The following is a 15,454-nucleotide window of genomic DNA, read 5'->3' on the forward strand; positions in this document are numbered from 1 at the left end:
GGGAATAAAAAGAAATAAATGAGTGACCATGAGCAAAAACAACAAATTATTACTACCATGTGATGAGACACCGAATAATTGCAACTTTTTATTAGCATGTTATTCAATCGGTGAAACATTTAGCAATAAGAACAAGGGTGTGAATTATATTGTATTCTGCCAGGAACAAGCAGCCTGTTCCGCGAAGAGACGTTGCACGGGGGCGATATACTGTTCCTGCCCCGCATGGCTGACTGCAGGTAACAACTGATCGTTTTTCAGTTTTCCTTCGTATTTGTTCAGGATGGCTTTAGAAATATCCAGCAAGCGGATGTTTGATGTTACTTTAGTCTTGTGACGTTTCTTTATAATCCACAGATTATCATCAAATGCCAAACGTATGTCGTTGCTGGTTAATTCGCATATATCCACGTATGAAATTCCCGTAGAGCAGCTAAAAATGAAAATATCCCGTATCTGCTCCAATCGCTTTGAAGCAAAATCCTTATTGCATATCCTGCTTATCTCGTCTTTGTCAAGATACCCTCTTTCTATATACTCGAATTTCAGTTTATAATTGGCGAACGGGTCGGCTGTTATCAATCCTGCAAAGTTTACCACCGTGCGGAAACGCTGTATAAACTTCATTGCCGTATTGGGTGAACAATCGTGGTTTTTTATTATATACAGGTAGAAATTCTCAATAAATACTTTGTTGATTTGGCGTATCGGCAAATCCGATACACGATATTCATCTTTCATGTATTGGGTTAAGCGTAACTTTGTCAGTTCGTATCGGCTGTACGTTTTGGGTGTGGCTTCTCCTGCTTCGACCTTTTTCTTGTATTGGTCGTTGTGCTGGGTGAAAAAAGAAATAATGGTATTTGCTTCTTCCTCTTTTCCCAATAGTGCATTTTTCACGCTTTCGGGTGTAACATAGCTATCCCGCATTAATTGATTGTGGAAGTGGGAACGGATATTTGCCTTGATGTCGTCCAGCATGGAATTAAGCCTTTGTATCTCCATTGCTTTACCTATGGCTCTGCCGGATTTCCAGTTAGTTTCTAAGACCTCTAACTTGGTATTGAATTGGGTCTGTTTGCCGTTGATTGTGATACGGGCATGAATGGGTACTAAACCATTCTTTTTCATCTTGTCTTTTTTCAGGTAAAACAATACGCTGAAAGTACTTTTTTCATTCTTCATAATCTCACTTTTTTTAGATTGCAAAACTAATTTTAATCACTATAAATGAGATAAATAGAGTATAGACAAATCACGTCAAAAGTAAGCCATTTTCCGACAATCGTACCCCCCCTAATCGTTTTTGGGGGAAGGGGATACGATTTGGATACTCAACCGTGTCTTTTCGTGCCCCTTTTTTGTCTTTTAGGCAAGACTGAAACAATAAAAAAAGTCCTACAATACGTTGATATTGTAGGACTTGTCTCTTTTTTGTCGCCGTTTGGCTTTGTTCTTATGTGATCCGCCTGGGATTCTCCTTGTAGAGTTACCGTGCTGATATTTAAAACTTTATATTTTTAGCTTCAAGCATATCCCATGATTTATCCCACTAATTTGCTACGTGCTTTTGCGGTAGTTTGCTCATGGAGAATACTGAGGGCAAAGATAGTTCCTTTAATTAGATTTGCAATTTTTTAAATCTAAAATAACTCTCGAATATTTTACTGTCAAAAAACATACGTGTGATATTCCATTGTATATCTTTCTGTTACCAACTTGTTTCAGATAAAGCTTTGCTTTGTCATTGTGACATTCTATGGCAATTTGTATAGAGTAAACTTTTTCTTTAGTAAGTTGAAAGGAATAATGGCTTAATATCTTTTTAATTAGCCTCGTTTTTTGTATTTTTGTATCTTAAAAGATCATTAAAATGGCGAGAAATTCAGAATATAGTTCATATGTGTTCATAAAGAACGATTTAAAAGATTTGGGATGGAATACAAGAAATCCTAATAGGGATCCTAATGGCCAGATATATACACAACAAGAGTGCTTGGATGTAGAAGATATAAAATTAGCGTTAGGAAGGCAGAGACCAGAATATGTTATCAAAGTTCGAGAAAATAAATTTTGGGTAATAGAGGCTAAAGGAGAACATTCTTTATTACGACAAGCATTTAATGAAGCATTAGACTATGCAAATCAAATTAATAAAAATGTTAATACTCTAGTTTCAATTATATCTGGTGTAGCGGGAAATGATATTGATGGCTATTTGATTAAAACGGCTATTGTGTATAAAAATGGAACGTATGAATACATAACATATAATGATCATGCAATTACAGCTCTTTTAAGCGTCGAACAAGCTAGGCATATTATTGACAATCAGACTTGTAAGTTAAACGAGCTTGTGACTGATGAAAAATTGCTATTGTCAATTGCTGAAAAAACTAATGAGGAATTACATAAAGCTTCTATAAATAAAGATATTAGAGCCTCTGTAATGTCTTCTGTTTTGCTGTCAATGCTATCTGATACTTTGCCTAATTTTGATGCTTCTCCCATTGTTTTTGTTAAGGATATAAATAATCGGGCAGAAGATGTATTAATTGAACATTCAAAAAGAGAATTTGCTGAACAAATTGAATTAAAACTACCACATGAAGAGGCCGCTCAGTTGAAATTTAAACAAGCCTTGATAAAAGTCTTCTTTCTGTTGAGAAAGATAAATATTAAGGCAGCTATGAATGGTGGGCAAGATTTGTTAGGGAAGTTCTATGAAGTTTTCTTGAAATATGGTAATGGTGCAAAAGATATAGGAATTGTTTTAACTCCTCGCCATATTACTCGTTTTGCATGTAAAATATTGGATATTACAAGTCAAGATATAATTTTTGATCCGGCATGTGGAACAGGAGGCTTTTTGGTTGCGGCATATGATAAAGTAAGAGTTGAAGATCCTGATAGTTTGCCTCATTTTAAAAAACATAAGATTTTCGGAGTAGAGCAACAAGCGAGTATAGCTTCTCTTGCAATTGTTAATATGATATTTAGAGGGGATGGTAAAAATAATATAATTAATGATGATTGTTTTGCCATAAGTTTAAATAGGAAAACTAGAAATGGCGATTTAAGTGCAGAATATGTTAGTAATACTTATCAAAATAGAAGACCTCCTGTTACTAAAGTATTGATGAATCCTCCATTCGCATTGAAAAAAGATGATGAAAAAGAGTTCAAATTCATTGATCATGCTTTGCAGCAAATGACAAAAAATGGACTATTATTTGCTGTGTTACCTATATCTGTAATGTATTCAGGTAAGATGTATTTAAGTTGGAGAAGAAAGATGTTAGAAGAAAATACTTTATTGAGTGTTATTAGTTTTCCAAATGAGTTATTTTATCCTCAAGCCTCTGTTGAACCTATTGCAATTATTATTAGAAAAGGGATTCAACATGACTTAAAACAGAAGGTGGCATGGGCTAGAATAGAAAATGATGGCTTCAAAAAATGGAAAAAAAGAAGGCTTCCTCTTTATGGAGAAAATCAACTTGATACTTTTGATATTAAATTGAGAAATTTTTTACTTGAAGATGTTCTTTCAGAAGATTTAATAGGAGAACTTCAATTTAAGGAAATAAATTATAATGATTTAGAATTAGAATTGATTCCGGCATCATATCTTGACAATAAATCAATGTCAAATACGATTATAATGAATGAAATGAAAAAAAATTTTTCAGAACTTATTTTCCAAGGTATAAAAAAGAAATTACAAGATGATAATATCGAGCTTATTTAATATTGAAATTGCTAAATCAAAGGGCATAGAAGATTATGAAAGCGGGAAGATTCCTTTCGTAACGAGTTCATCTCTCAATAATGGAGTTGTTAAATATGTGGATCCATATGAGGATGACAGAGTGTTTAATGGAAATACAATTTGTATCTCTGGATTAGGACATGCAACATGCCAGCTGTTTCCATATTTGCCAAAAGGAAATGGTGGTGATTCTGCAACTATTTTGATACCAAAAGAGGAAATGTCGGTTGAGGAATTAATTTTTTACACCTCTATATTTAATCTTCTTCATGAATGGAGATTTTCTTTTGGCCGGAAAGCAAGTAAAAATAGAATTGAATCTTTAGATATTCCAATTTACGAAAACTTCTCTTTGAATTTCAAAAAAGAAACGACAGAAGTTGTCAAAATAATACTGTCTCAACAAAGGCACTTTAAAAAATTAATTTAGTTATTGATTACTATTTTTACTTCTAAAATTTGCGAGAAAATGAAATAGAAATATCTATGATAGAATGGAAAACTGTAGTTATTAAGTTCGTTATCTAATCAATTGGAAATAACTACATTTTAGGTGTTTTCTTATTTTTCTTTTTGGAACTAGGCATTTTCTCTTCAGGAGTATCTAAGTTTGATAAAAAGATTGTATAAGAAGATATATTATTTTCTTGATTTACAGCTTGATTGTTAGAAGTATGATCATGATTATCTCTATCAATCTTATTAGTTACATTGAAAGCTTGATTGTCTTTTTTTGTATTTTTAAGATTGGTGGAAAATAGATCTTTCTGATTAGCTTCTACTTTCCTTTCACTGGATTGAAGTTCTTGTCCTTGCAAATTGAGCCTTACAAATATAGTGTCATTTTTCATAGTGTTACGATAGTCAAATGATTCTGTTGGTTGGCGATTGTAATTGAACAGTTTATCAAATCCTTGTTCCACATGTTGGATTAAGTTCACACGTTCAAAACCACCTTTGATTATCCCATTCTTTGTGTTTTTATGATTGGTAAGCGGTGACAACTTCTTTTTATTGGTTTGATCTTTACGGCTCACAATCAAATGACAGTGCATATTCAACTCATTATCTGAACGACTACGGTCAAAATGAATCTTACCGTAAAACTTTATATCCGAGGCAAATAGCTCTTTATTAAAGTTGTTAGCGTATTCAGGAATAAAGACTTCACGGATATAATGTTTCATGGCTTCGGCTTGTTCTTGTTCTGTATTACCTATCGCTCGGAGTTCCTTTTCCGATGGGCTGATATGAATAGCATAAAACTTAGCATCCGTTTTTAGGAGCTGCCCGATATTACTATCTATATCTCTTATAACATTTGACTTATAGATATTATCCTCCGTCAGATTGAAAAATCCATCAATATAGATTCCTTTTTCCATCCGTTCTAAATCCTCATGTTCCATGTAATTAGCTAGCTGTCGGCAACTCCCAGCATTATTATATGTTCCGTTTGATGGCGGGGCAAAGTCTATGTGCATGACTCTATGTGTTTATCAGATTACCGATTTCAGTTTTTAAGTTCTCTTTCCTTTTGCTATCAATCACACCACAAGCAGAAAGTTCCGAATAGAGCTGTATCAGGTGAAGCAACTTTTTATAATCCCGTTGGTGTATTTGGTAGAGTGCATTAATTTGTTTGGATTGATTGTTTATAACATCGGCATGATTACAGAACTGCTCACTTAACTTTTTCAGCACGGCTGTTTGTCTCTCCTGACTGGCTTCCAGTTGAGAGAGAATAAGAGTTTCCAAAGTTTTACCGATAGCATCGAAACGCAAAGCGATAGAATTTGTTGCCCGTATCATGGGATTCAGTTGCTCTTCCTCATAGTGACGGATAAAGCGGATAATATCATCCTGTCTTTTATTTATTTTCGCCAGTTCCGATTTTACCGATTCAGGTGCTTCGGATGGATTGATATGTGCCTTATCTATATACCCGAACGCCAACTTTACAACTTCACTCTTTTTCAGTGAATAGCGTTTGCATATCTTCTCTATCAAAGCTGCCGTTTCCTTGTCTATGGAAATGGTGGTAAATATCGTTTTTCGACTGCTGCTTGGCATGGTAATTACTTCATTTTAGAAATATGAATGGATAAATACCTGATAATAAGCGTTACAAAGAAAATGTTTATTATAGGTGTCATTACAGCGTGTTCTTGTAACACGCTAAAGCCGAAGGCTTTGCCCCGCAGGGCAAGAGGGAAGAACAGGACTTGTCCAGTTCCCTCTTGCTCGATTTAGTGAAACGGGCTGAACCGATAGGTGAAGCAGTTTCTGTTAAATCGAGGTGACAACACAAAGAAATAGCCCGCACACAGGCTTCTTCCTTCTACTGCATTTTGCTATCATGGCTGATTTGTCAACTGATTGTCTTTTTCAAACCGTTTGTAGGTTTGAGAATCGGCACGTTCACGAACAAAAGCTCGAATATCTACAGCCCGATAATAGGTTTTCCTTCCGATAGTGAAATAAGGAAGTTGATTATTTACTCTGTAGCGTTGAAGAGTTCGGAAAGATACTTTCAGGAGAAAAGCTAAATCCTGATTATCAAGAATCTTCTCATTATCATCTAGTACTGTATCAGTATTGATAAGAGATTTCAAATCTTGTCCGATTACAGTGAGCTTTTTGGATAGCTTTTCCATCCACTTCTCGAAGTATTCATTGTCTATATACATTTTGCTTCATTTTTTAGTTCAACATTATTATTTTCAATCGATTGATGAAGCAAAGTACGGTAAATGGATGCAAATAAGTTAGGGGTGTAGTATATCTACTCCCCTAACAATTGTTGGTAAGTTCCTGATTCATAGATAGCCTTTCTTTTTACTTTCTTCGGCAATAGCTTTGCGAAGTGTATCTAAAAATTCAGTTACTTTAGATGGCTTGCGCTTTATGACGCTTTCGTGTTTCTTGTGAACATCTCCTAATTTGATATTAAAGAGGTGTTCAAATGCTCTCCCAATTTCTGTTAATGGTGATTTTGTTCCGGCATGGGTTACTACTCTTTGTGATAGAAATAGTCCACTAATCAACTCCATGATTTCAACTAGGTTGGTATTGTCGGTCAAATAGAGTGGTGAAGGTGGAAGGCTGTTTATTCTATTTTGAAATTGGCTGGGGTGCTGAATTTTTAGATTCAGCAGTTCCATTTCTGCGGTAATAGTAGCCTGTACCTTTTGTATGAACAGCTTTTTAAGCGCATTTTTCCCCCTGCCCGTAAAGAGGTATTGTTTCAAGTAAAGCTATCTCGATACGGGTAGCTGCAAGAATTCGATAAGTAGTTGAATAATCATTTCCATTACTTATAGTTCTAATCAGTTCAACAAATTCGCCATAGGCTTCTTGCATTTCATTATTAGTTACTTCTTGTGAGGTTTCAGAGAATAGTCCGAACATCCTCATGTTTAACAATACATTCATAAGCATAATTTTAATGGTAAGTATTATATAGAAAGACTTAACGTCTGATTTCATGCTTTTATATTACCAATAAATATCCATTATGCCAGAAAATACTAAAATCAATCTACGAATATGAATCTAAACTAAATGAGCTTCTTTCTTTAGAAAAGAATGAAGTGATTTGATAGAACTAAACACATATCCTTGATTTTCTTTTTCTAATTTCTTCATTTTTGAGAGTGAGGCTATCCATGCAGCAGATAAGCATTGTATTCCAACTTTACTACAAACGGTAATATCGGAAAATTCATCTCCAACATATACCATTTCTGCTGGTTGGATATTATATTTTGACATTAGTTCCGTCATTGATTCCGCTTTTGTGTTTCTATCTGGCGATCCGATTGAAATACTATCAAAAAGAGCTTCCATTTCAAAATGGTGAAGCGTAATATCACAACTCCTTTGACCTTTACCTGTTATTAAAGATACAATAATTGAGTTCTTCTTCAATTCTGTTATCAATTCTCTTATCCCTGCAAATGGTTGAATGTAGACTGTGTGCATTTCTTTGTATTTCACATAAAAATCAATCAGAGCTTTTTCCCAATCTTCTGAAACGACCTCTTTAATCATTCCCTCTTCATTAAGTCCGAATGTTTTCACAATATCATCTTCTGACAATATTTTTGATGCATAGGGAGATACTGCCTGCTTAAAGGCTTCGATACACATTGGAATTGTATCGGCAATTGTACCATCCAAATCAAAAGCGACCAATTTTATCATAGTTTCTTAGTTTGATTGATTTGACGTATCACTTTACATGGATTTCCAACGGCTAAACTATTTGCCGGAATATCTTTTGTAACAACACTACCTGCTCCAATTACACTACCGTACCCAATTGTTATTCCGGGAAGGATTATTACACCTCCACCAATCCAGCATCCATCCTCAATTGTAATAGGCAAAGCGTAAGTGCGGCGAACTCGTTTTATTCCATCTTCTGTTTCAACAGGCGCTAGCCGTTCATCTAAATCAATAGGGTGAGTTGCTGTATAAAGCTGAACATTAGGGGCAATAAGAACATTACTTCCGATAGTGATTTTATTACAATCCACAAAGGTACAACCGGTATTTACAGTAACATTATTCCCTATATGTATATTGCAGCCATAATCACAAATAAATGGACTGGCAACCGAAACTTTCATTCCGATACTACCTAGCATCTTTTTTAGCAAGCTGTGTTTCTCTTCTTTATCCTCATAAGGTAATGAATTATATTTCATCAATAACTTATGTGTTCGGGTTTTTAAATCCAAGAAAACTTGGTTATGACAATCATACCATTCACCAGCCAGACATTTTTCCATTTCTGTTTTCATAATTGTTACGTTTATAAGATTGAAACTATTTCGGTTATATCTTTTCTTTGAGATGATTTTTCAGGTGGTTGTTTTACATAACCTAATGAAATAATTGCCACAGGGTACATATTGGGAGATAAATGAAGATTATCCTTTAGCATATCAGGATCGAAATTACATACCCAACAGCTACCTAATCCTTGTTCTGCTGCGGCTAAACAAATATGTTCAGTCGCTATAGCTGCATCAATATCTGCATGGTTCTTATTGTCTGATTTTCTCACCCAAGAAATTGAATTGTCAGCACAAACTACAATATAGAGTGGAGCTTCGGTAAACCATTCACGTGGATAAGATTGTTGAATCAGTAGTTTGGGTTTATTACTTTTTACGACAAAAAAGTGCCAAGGTTGATAGTTTACAGCAGAAGGAGCAAAACGGGCACATTCTAAAATGTAGTCGAGTTTTTCTTGCTCAATCATATCAGAAGAATAGTTTCTTGCTGAATAACGTTGTTTTGATAGTTCTAAAAAGTTCATAAGTAATCTAATTTTGATTTGTGGCAAAGTTATACCTATTTTATTTCAAATATAGGTATATATTTTCGCTATATTGGTATAATTCCGCTTTATGTGTTATATTTGAGGTATGAAAAAAGAAAATCTTCATCAACCATTTGAGATCAGCTTTAACGAGCATAATGAATCGTTATTAACTGAGCATGAGCATACTTTTTTTGAACTAGTCTACATCTTAACAGGAACAGGTATTCAATGGATTAACAATAATATGTTCCCATATCATGATGGACACTTGTTCTTGATAACTCCAAATGATTCTCATTCCTTTGAGATTCATACAACTACAAAATTCATTAACATCAAGTTTAATGACATCTATATACATTCAGCTATATTTGGTTCAGAGAATATCCAGAGATTAGAATTTATTTTGCAACATGCAAATCATCAACCGGGATGCATCCTTAGAAATAAGGTGGATAAGTTATTAGTGAAACCAATGATTGAAGCAATTATTCGGGAGTATGTAAATAGGAATCTGTATAGTAAAGAGATTATCACGCAGTTGATAAATACTATTATTATTGTTGTGGCAAGAAATATAGCTATGTTTTTACCTCAACAAGTCGATGAATGTTCAGATGATAAGTCTCTCGATATTCTTCAATATATCCAAGCAAATATCTATCAAACAGGTAAAATTAGAGCAAAAGAAATCAGTCAGCATTTTGGTATATCTGAAAGTTACTTGGGGCGTTATATAAAAAAGCACACCAACGAAACAATGCAGCAATACATATTAAGCTATAAACTAAAATTGGTCGAAAGCAGATTGTTACATAGTCAAATGAGAATAAGTGAGATTGCCGAAGAACTAGGATTTACCGATGAAAGCCATTTGAGTAAATTCTTTAGGAAAAACAAAGGCTGTAGTCCTTCAAGTTTCAGAAAAAGTAATAAGACAATATGATGCGTATCTATTCTTAATCTAATATGTTTCAGCGATAACTATATACTATTTATCTGTTTTCTTATTTCAATAAGAAGCCAGCAATAGTCAAATTCCACCACTTTCAGACAGTTTTTAAAATGTCTCTTGATTCTTCTTTCATTTGCTGGTGAATGTTTAATCAACATGTTTTATAAACCATAAAAAATGAAAGTATGGAAGTCGTAACCATTGAAAAAAGAACTTTTTCGTATATCTGCGAACGGTTCACCGAGTTTGCCAAACGGATAGAGAGTTTGTGCAATACTCATACGCAGAAAGTAGAAAACTGGCTGGATAGTCAGGAAGTGTGCCTGTTGTTAGGCTTTAGTAAGCGAACGCTGCAATATTACCGAAGCAGTGGACGGCTGGCTTATTCTCAAATCGGGAGCAAGATTTATTATAAGTCTTCCGATATTGAAAGAATTATTGCGGACAGTGAAACACAAAATCAATCATCCAAACAAACCACGTCTTATGAAAAGAACTAAAGAAGATTACCCGTCCTTCAACCTGTTTTCTATTGTCGGCACATGGGAAAGCGTTAATCTGAATCCTACGGTTATCATCTACCGGAACGATAAAGAGTATCTTCTTTCTATTATATATGTATCGGAAACTACTAAACAAGCTTCTCCCGCTACTTATGAGATACAGCAAGATGGTAGCCAGTATTTTATTACCGCTGCATCCAAACGGCTCTATATAGATTATGATCTGGGAAAAGATGTGCTTAACATTTCATCGCTGGGTGACTATCTGCGCAACTAACCAGCTATCTAGCAATCTTGAAATCAATATTTCAATAAAACAATCTTTCAATCATGGAACTAATAAATAAAGATACCCCACAAGTCAAAGAATTTATTTCTTCGCTTGATTCGATGCTGAACGGCATTGAATCTATTGTCAAACATTACAAGCCCCATTTGAACGGGGAACGCTTTCTTTCTAACAATGAGGTTTCCAAGAAACAGAATGTCAGTCTGCGAACCTTACAAGAGTGGAGAGATACAGGGCTAATCCCCTTTATTCAGATAAAAGGTAAAATCATCTACCGCCAAAGTGATATTGATAAGCTACTCCAAAAGCACTACTTTGAAAGCTGGAAAGAATAGCCCACCAGCCCCGAAAACATTGTTTTTCGGAATTTGATTTGAATCATTGACTTTTCCAGTGAAGTATTTAGTCTGTGCAAGTCTTTAGATGAAAATACGCTCGAAATGAAATGAGAGGAAGATTTTCATCTAAACCGAAGGCTCGGACTTGAACAGACTGAATACGGAACTTATCTTTGTCAATGCTTCATATTAAGTTTTGAAAAACTTACCTTAAAAGAAAAGGATTGAGAAAATGAAATTCATTCTTCCCAATCCTTTTCTATATTAGCTACTATCTTTATTATATAGCCAATTCCGACAGGCAGCTATTTACTTTTTGCATATCCTTGAAAATATTCTGATCCAATACCCTTGCATAGTGTTTTGTTACGCTTGTATCTGCATGACCTAACATCTTAGCAACATTCTCCATACTCACGCCATTCGCAAGGCAAATGCTTGTGGCATAGCTATGACGGGCGGTATGAGTGCTAAGATTTTTATGAATTCCGCACACATCGGCAATCTCCTTCAAATAACTGTTCATGCGTTGATTACACAATACAGGTAAAAGTTTTCCGGTACACTCTGCCACATCCTTATATTTATCAAGTATGGAAGCTGCCACAGGTAACACAGGAATGTTACACATGATTTTGGTCTTTTGGCGGTTCTTCCTTATCCAAAGTTCTCCTTTATTGTATTTTACCAAGTGTTCGGGTGATAAATTTTTCACATCGCTGAACGCCAAGCCAGTAAAAATGCAAAAGACAAAAACGTCGCGTACCTGTTCTACTCGTTTAATTGTGAACTCTTTAGCGAGAATGATTTTAATCTCGTCCATCGTCAGAAATTCGGGATCAGTTTCTTCCAGTTTGAAGCGGTAGTAAGCAAATGGATCTTTCTTTATCCAGTCGTTTTCCAAAGCAATACGGATAATCTTCTTCAAATTCTTCAATCGGGTGATAGCTGAATTCTGCGCACAACCTTTTTCAATCTTCAAAAAAGCATCGAACTTAGAAATGAAGTTGGCTTCCAAGTTATTTAGGGCAATATCCGATAACTGATATTCTTTCTTAATGAATTCTTCTAAATATCGGGTAGTGGTTTCATACCGCTGGACGGTCTTACTTACAAAGTCTTTTCCGATCAGTTTACGGCTTTGTTCGTTATGCTCCCTGAATACCTGCAATAGCGTTTTGTTATCTTCCTCCACACCATAAAACAACTTTCTCACAAGATCAACAGTGATAACCTTGCCGGAAGTTTCCAATTCTCTATAAATTTGGTGTATGTGCGAACGTGTGATTTCTAAGTAGTGGTTCAGTTCCACCGACATACGGTCTTTGCCTTTTGAGTTCTCTTTTGCCTGATTCCATAGGTTTACGGGACAGCTTCTTTTGATAGAAATATCTACCATACAGCCGTTTACGGTGATTCTCATACACACGGGTGCTTCTCCGTTCTTTAATAATTTGCCTTTCTTGATGAAGAACAATACAGAAAATGATTTTCGAGCCATTTTTACATCGTTTTTAGAGTTATAAAACTATGTATTCTCTTCCAAAGTACAACCATGCAAAAATCTATGAATCAGTGAGAAAGATGCAAATTTGTGGGATTTTTTTCGACTAAATTTTAGTCCCACGATTTATCCACCGATAATATGCTTGAAACGGCTATTTTTGCTACCTGCCAGAAAAAAAGAAATCCCTGATAATGTCTGATTATCAGGGATTTGCTTGATTTTTCTTTTGTTTTCAGTGATCCGCCTGGTTCGTGAACCTTGCGGTATATTCTCCTAAAAATCAATGCTTTTGGAATTATAAGCTTTGTATTAGTCACGCTTTAGTCCTTAAAAACAGTCCACTTCTGTCCGGTGTCTGTCTGCTTATATCTTGGGTTCAAAAGTATACATTCTTTTTGAATTATGCAAATCGTTGATAGTGAATACATAAATTCAAGTGCAAGGTGCAAGCTGTATATATACATATACGCTTGCACCTTGCACTGAAAATTAGAGATTATTTAGATGATAAAGTGATAGGAATTTATTTCCAATCTCAGAAATTACAAATTTGTAATGATCCCCACCTCCTGATAATTTAGCTTTCTCTCTTTGCACTAAAGAGAAATTTAATAATATTGGAACTAAATTCGTTGCCAAAAATCTTCCCCAGTCATTGTTTCCAAGTGAGCTAGAACTTACTCCTTTGGTTAAATTAGATTGACTTAGTATGAATAGTTTAAGCAATGATATTTCAACGTCTGTGTCATTTGAGGTTAATTTTGAAGGGATATTGGTTTTTTTGTTTTCTAAAAGTGTATATATTTCACTATACTCATAATTACCAATTAATGTATCTTTACTTGCTGTCTTTTTGTTTTTTTCCAAAGAGAGATTCTTCTTTTTAAGTTCTTCTCGTTCTTTTCTTAAGTTTTCTATTTCTTTCAGCAAAGAAGAGTTATCAGGCAATTCCGTTCCTTTAATCCAACCTGATAGTTCAGATTGACTTTGAATATCCATGATAGATTCCATTATGGATAGCTTTATTTCGTTTGAGTCTTTACATATTCTGCATATTTTAGATAGGACTAACCCTCGAAATTTCTTATACTTATCTTGATGCTCCATTTCTAGCATCGTTTTGCCATGGCTCTTAATTTTCTGATCGATTAAACTTTCATCCAATACAATAGCAAATAATGGCTTATTGATATTCATAGCATATTGGTACTCTAATTCTGTATATGATAAATTCGATTCAGGTTCAATCGAACCATATCGACCTCCTAAAATGAGCATATATATATCAGATTCATCAATCCACCTTTTTATAACATCTAATTGGCTCTTATTACCTGCTGAAAATAATTCCATTCCTGCTGGGATATTGCCAGAACGTAATACTGCTTCTACAGAAGATTGTCTTTCTTCTAATAAATCGGTATATGTTGAGGATATAAATACTTGCAATTTCTTTTTTGTCATAATAGTTTGTCTATTTTATTCTTCTACTAATTTATTTAATTCCTCCTCAACTTCCTTAACTGTTGGTAGTTTGCTTTTTAAGTTTTCAGGAAGTAGTTCCTTAACATTAAACTCACTCACTCCAATCGGTGATGAAATATTCTGCAATGCATATTCTACTTCAATCCTATCTTTATCTCGGCAGAGTAACATTCCTATAGTTGGATTGTCATACTCTCCCCTTAAAGTATTATTGATTAGGTTTTGATAGAAATTCAACTGCCCTAAGTGTTCAGGTTTGAAATTACCGTTCTTCAACTCTATAACGACATAAGCCCGTAACGGGATATGATAGAACAAGAGATCGCAGAAATATTCTTTATTATTCAAGTTCAAACAATATTGCTCTCCTACAAAAGCGAAGCCTTTACCCAATTCAAGAAGGAATTGAGTGATGTGCGTGACAAGCTGCTTTTCTATATCTCGTTCCCGTGCTTTTTGAGATACAGATACAAAATCAAACCAATACGGGTCTTTTACTACTTCCTGTGCCATATCTGCTGTTAGAGTAGGTAAGGTCTGCGAGAAGTTGGTTTGTCCTTGTCCGTAATGCTGATAGAATTGTTGCTTCAACTGATTCTCTAAAACGCTTCTACTCCAGCCGTTAGATAGGGTTTGGTGTGCATAAAATAATGCTTCTTCTACGTTTTGGGCTTTGCTAATTATCACCTTTTGATGTCCCCAAGGTATATCGAAGATAATTCTATAGTTATCAGCTACTTGTAATTGTCCCTCAACTTGGGGGACAATTACATTATTGGATGAAAAGTGCATTTCCTCTGCATAGAACTCATAGAAGTTCTTGCTGTAGTATAGGTTCTGACGGGAAAAACCCTGCATATCAGGAAACTCATTGCGCAAGTCTACTGAAAGCTTGTTTATTACTTTGTCACCCCAATTCTGTTCTTTCAGTTTTTGGGAGATCATTTGTCCCAATCGCCAATAAAAGTGTATCAACTCCGTATTGGCTGTTTTTATCATTCGTATTTTGGTAGAACGAATTTGCTGCTTGATGGCTTTTAGCCACTCTATATATTCGTTATCTATTGCATTTATAGGATAATCCTTCATGTAACTATGTTTTTTGCAAAGGTAAATAAATTTATGATAGTATGTTTTTGAAATACATTCTTTTAGCACGGTTTAGATGAAAGTCATGAAACGGTCTTGAAGTATTTCTCTGAATTAAAAAGTATTGCATTTGTACCTTACATCGGAAATCTGTATCTATCAATATTGCATAATTTGTATC

18 protein-coding genes are annotated in these 15,454 nt (G+C 34.7%); 6 read left to right on the plus strand and 12 right to left on the minus strand.

What is annotated here, in order from left to right; genetic code table 11:
- Nucleotides 1–144: 144 nt before the first annotated feature.
- Nucleotides 145–1,185 (minus strand): site-specific integrase, encoded by a 1,041-nt coding sequence (locus G7Y45_RS11885; protein WP_137572324.1) that lies wholly within the window; start codon nucleotides 1,183–1,185, stop codon nucleotides 145–147.
- Nucleotides 1,186–1,873: 688 nt separating this feature from the next.
- Here G7Y45_RS11885 and G7Y45_RS11890 point away from each other — a divergent pair.
- Both G7Y45_RS11890 and G7Y45_RS11895 read left to right on the plus strand, forming a co-directional pair.
- Nucleotides 1,874–3,751: a class I SAM-dependent DNA methyltransferase gene (locus G7Y45_RS11890; RefSeq protein WP_165014520.1), complete on the plus strand. Its 1,878-nt coding sequence runs from the start codon at nucleotides 1,874–1,876 to the stop codon at nucleotides 3,749–3,751.
- Nucleotides 3,729–4,202, plus strand: coding sequence for a restriction endonuclease subunit S (locus tag G7Y45_RS11895; protein ID WP_165014523.1), 474 nt, complete (start codon nucleotides 3,729–3,731; stop codon nucleotides 4,200–4,202). Before G7Y45_RS11890 ends, G7Y45_RS11895 begins: the two co-directional genes overlap by 23 nt.
- Before the next feature lie 112 nt (nucleotides 4,203–4,314).
- Here the strand turns inward: G7Y45_RS11895 and G7Y45_RS11900 are convergent, their stop codons facing one another.
- From G7Y45_RS11900 to G7Y45_RS11935, 8 genes are all read right to left on the minus strand, one after another.
- Nucleotides 4,315–5,256, minus strand: a complete 942-nt coding sequence (locus G7Y45_RS11900) for a DUF5712 family protein (RefSeq protein WP_165014526.1) — start codon at nucleotides 5,254–5,256, stop codon at nucleotides 4,315–4,317.
- A 4-nt stretch (nucleotides 5,257–5,260) separates the two neighbouring features.
- Nucleotides 5,261–5,845, minus strand: coding sequence for a BfmA/BtgA family mobilization protein (locus G7Y45_RS11905; protein ID WP_165014528.1), 585 nt, complete (start codon nucleotides 5,843–5,845; stop codon nucleotides 5,261–5,263).
- 284 nt (nucleotides 5,846–6,129) lie between these two features.
- Nucleotides 6,130–6,462: a helix-turn-helix domain-containing protein gene (locus tag G7Y45_RS11910; RefSeq protein ID WP_165014531.1), complete on the minus strand. Its 333-nt coding sequence runs from the start codon at nucleotides 6,460–6,462 to the stop codon at nucleotides 6,130–6,132.
- A 129-nt stretch (nucleotides 6,463–6,591) separates the two neighbouring features.
- Nucleotides 6,592–6,936, minus strand: coding sequence for an RteC domain-containing protein (locus G7Y45_RS11915; RefSeq protein WP_165014782.1), 345 nt, complete (start codon nucleotides 6,934–6,936; stop codon nucleotides 6,592–6,594).
- Between the two features lie 43 nt (nucleotides 6,937–6,979).
- Nucleotides 6,980–7,207, minus strand: a complete 228-nt coding sequence (locus G7Y45_RS11920; protein WP_206265619.1) for a hypothetical protein — start codon at nucleotides 7,205–7,207, stop codon at nucleotides 6,980–6,982.
- Nucleotides 7,208–7,327: 120 nt separating this feature from the next.
- On the minus strand, nucleotides 7,328–7,978 hold the full coding sequence (locus G7Y45_RS11925) for an HAD family hydrolase (protein ID WP_165014537.1): 651 nt from the start codon (nucleotides 7,976–7,978) through the stop codon (nucleotides 7,328–7,330).
- Entirely contained in the window at nucleotides 7,975–8,580 is a 606-nt protein-coding gene (locus tag G7Y45_RS11930; protein ID WP_165014540.1) for a sugar O-acetyltransferase, read from the minus strand. Before G7Y45_RS11930 ends, G7Y45_RS11925 begins: the two co-directional genes overlap by 4 nt.
- An 11-nt stretch (nucleotides 8,581–8,591) precedes the next feature.
- Nucleotides 8,592–9,101 (minus strand): nitroreductase family protein, encoded by a 510-nt coding sequence (locus G7Y45_RS11935; RefSeq protein WP_165014542.1) that lies wholly within the window; start codon nucleotides 9,099–9,101, stop codon nucleotides 8,592–8,594.
- Between the two features lie 109 nt (nucleotides 9,102–9,210).
- On the opposite strand from G7Y45_RS11935, the gene G7Y45_RS11940 reads away from it, so the two are divergent.
- From G7Y45_RS11940 to G7Y45_RS11955, 4 genes are all read left to right on the plus strand, one after another.
- Nucleotides 9,211–10,053, plus strand: a complete 843-nt coding sequence (locus tag G7Y45_RS11940; protein WP_165014544.1) for an AraC family transcriptional regulator — start codon at nucleotides 9,211–9,213, stop codon at nucleotides 10,051–10,053.
- 194 nt (nucleotides 10,054–10,247) lie between these two features.
- Entirely contained in the window at nucleotides 10,248–10,562 is a 315-nt protein-coding gene (locus tag G7Y45_RS11945; RefSeq protein WP_165014547.1) for a helix-turn-helix domain-containing protein, read from the plus strand.
- The gene (locus tag G7Y45_RS11950) at nucleotides 10,549–10,842 is read left to right on the plus strand and encodes a DUF3876 domain-containing protein (protein ID WP_165014550.1); all 294 of its coding nucleotides are present in this window, start codon (nucleotides 10,549–10,551) and stop codon (nucleotides 10,840–10,842) included. Before G7Y45_RS11945 ends, G7Y45_RS11950 begins: the two co-directional genes overlap by 14 nt.
- Nucleotides 10,843–10,895: 53 nt before the next feature.
- The gene (locus G7Y45_RS11955) at nucleotides 10,896–11,189 is read left to right on the plus strand and encodes a helix-turn-helix domain-containing protein (RefSeq protein ID WP_165014553.1); all 294 of its coding nucleotides are present in this window, start codon (nucleotides 10,896–10,898) and stop codon (nucleotides 11,187–11,189) included.
- A 283-nt stretch (nucleotides 11,190–11,472) separates the two neighbouring features.
- Here G7Y45_RS11955 and G7Y45_RS11960 read toward each other — a convergent pair whose 3' ends face one another.
- From G7Y45_RS11960 to G7Y45_RS11970, 3 genes are all read right to left on the minus strand, one after another.
- Entirely contained in the window at nucleotides 11,473–12,693 is a 1,221-nt protein-coding gene (locus tag G7Y45_RS11960; RefSeq protein WP_165014555.1) for a site-specific integrase, read from the minus strand.
- A gap of 495 nt (nucleotides 12,694–13,188) precedes the next feature.
- Nucleotides 13,189–14,163, minus strand: coding sequence for a DUF4062 domain-containing protein (locus G7Y45_RS11965; protein ID WP_165014558.1), 975 nt, complete (start codon nucleotides 14,161–14,163; stop codon nucleotides 13,189–13,191).
- A 15-nt stretch (nucleotides 14,164–14,178) separates the two neighbouring features.
- Nucleotides 14,179–15,273 (minus strand): YhcG family protein, encoded by a 1,095-nt coding sequence (locus G7Y45_RS11970; RefSeq protein ID WP_165014561.1) that lies wholly within the window; start codon nucleotides 15,271–15,273, stop codon nucleotides 14,179–14,181.
- Nucleotides 15,274–15,454 lie beyond the last annotated feature (181 nt).

The sequence above is a fragment of the Bacteroides sp. ZJ-18 genome, assembly GCF_011038705.2.
GTDB classification, from domain to species: Bacteria; Bacteroidota; Bacteroidia; order Bacteroidales; family Bacteroidaceae; genus Bacteroides; species Bacteroides hominis.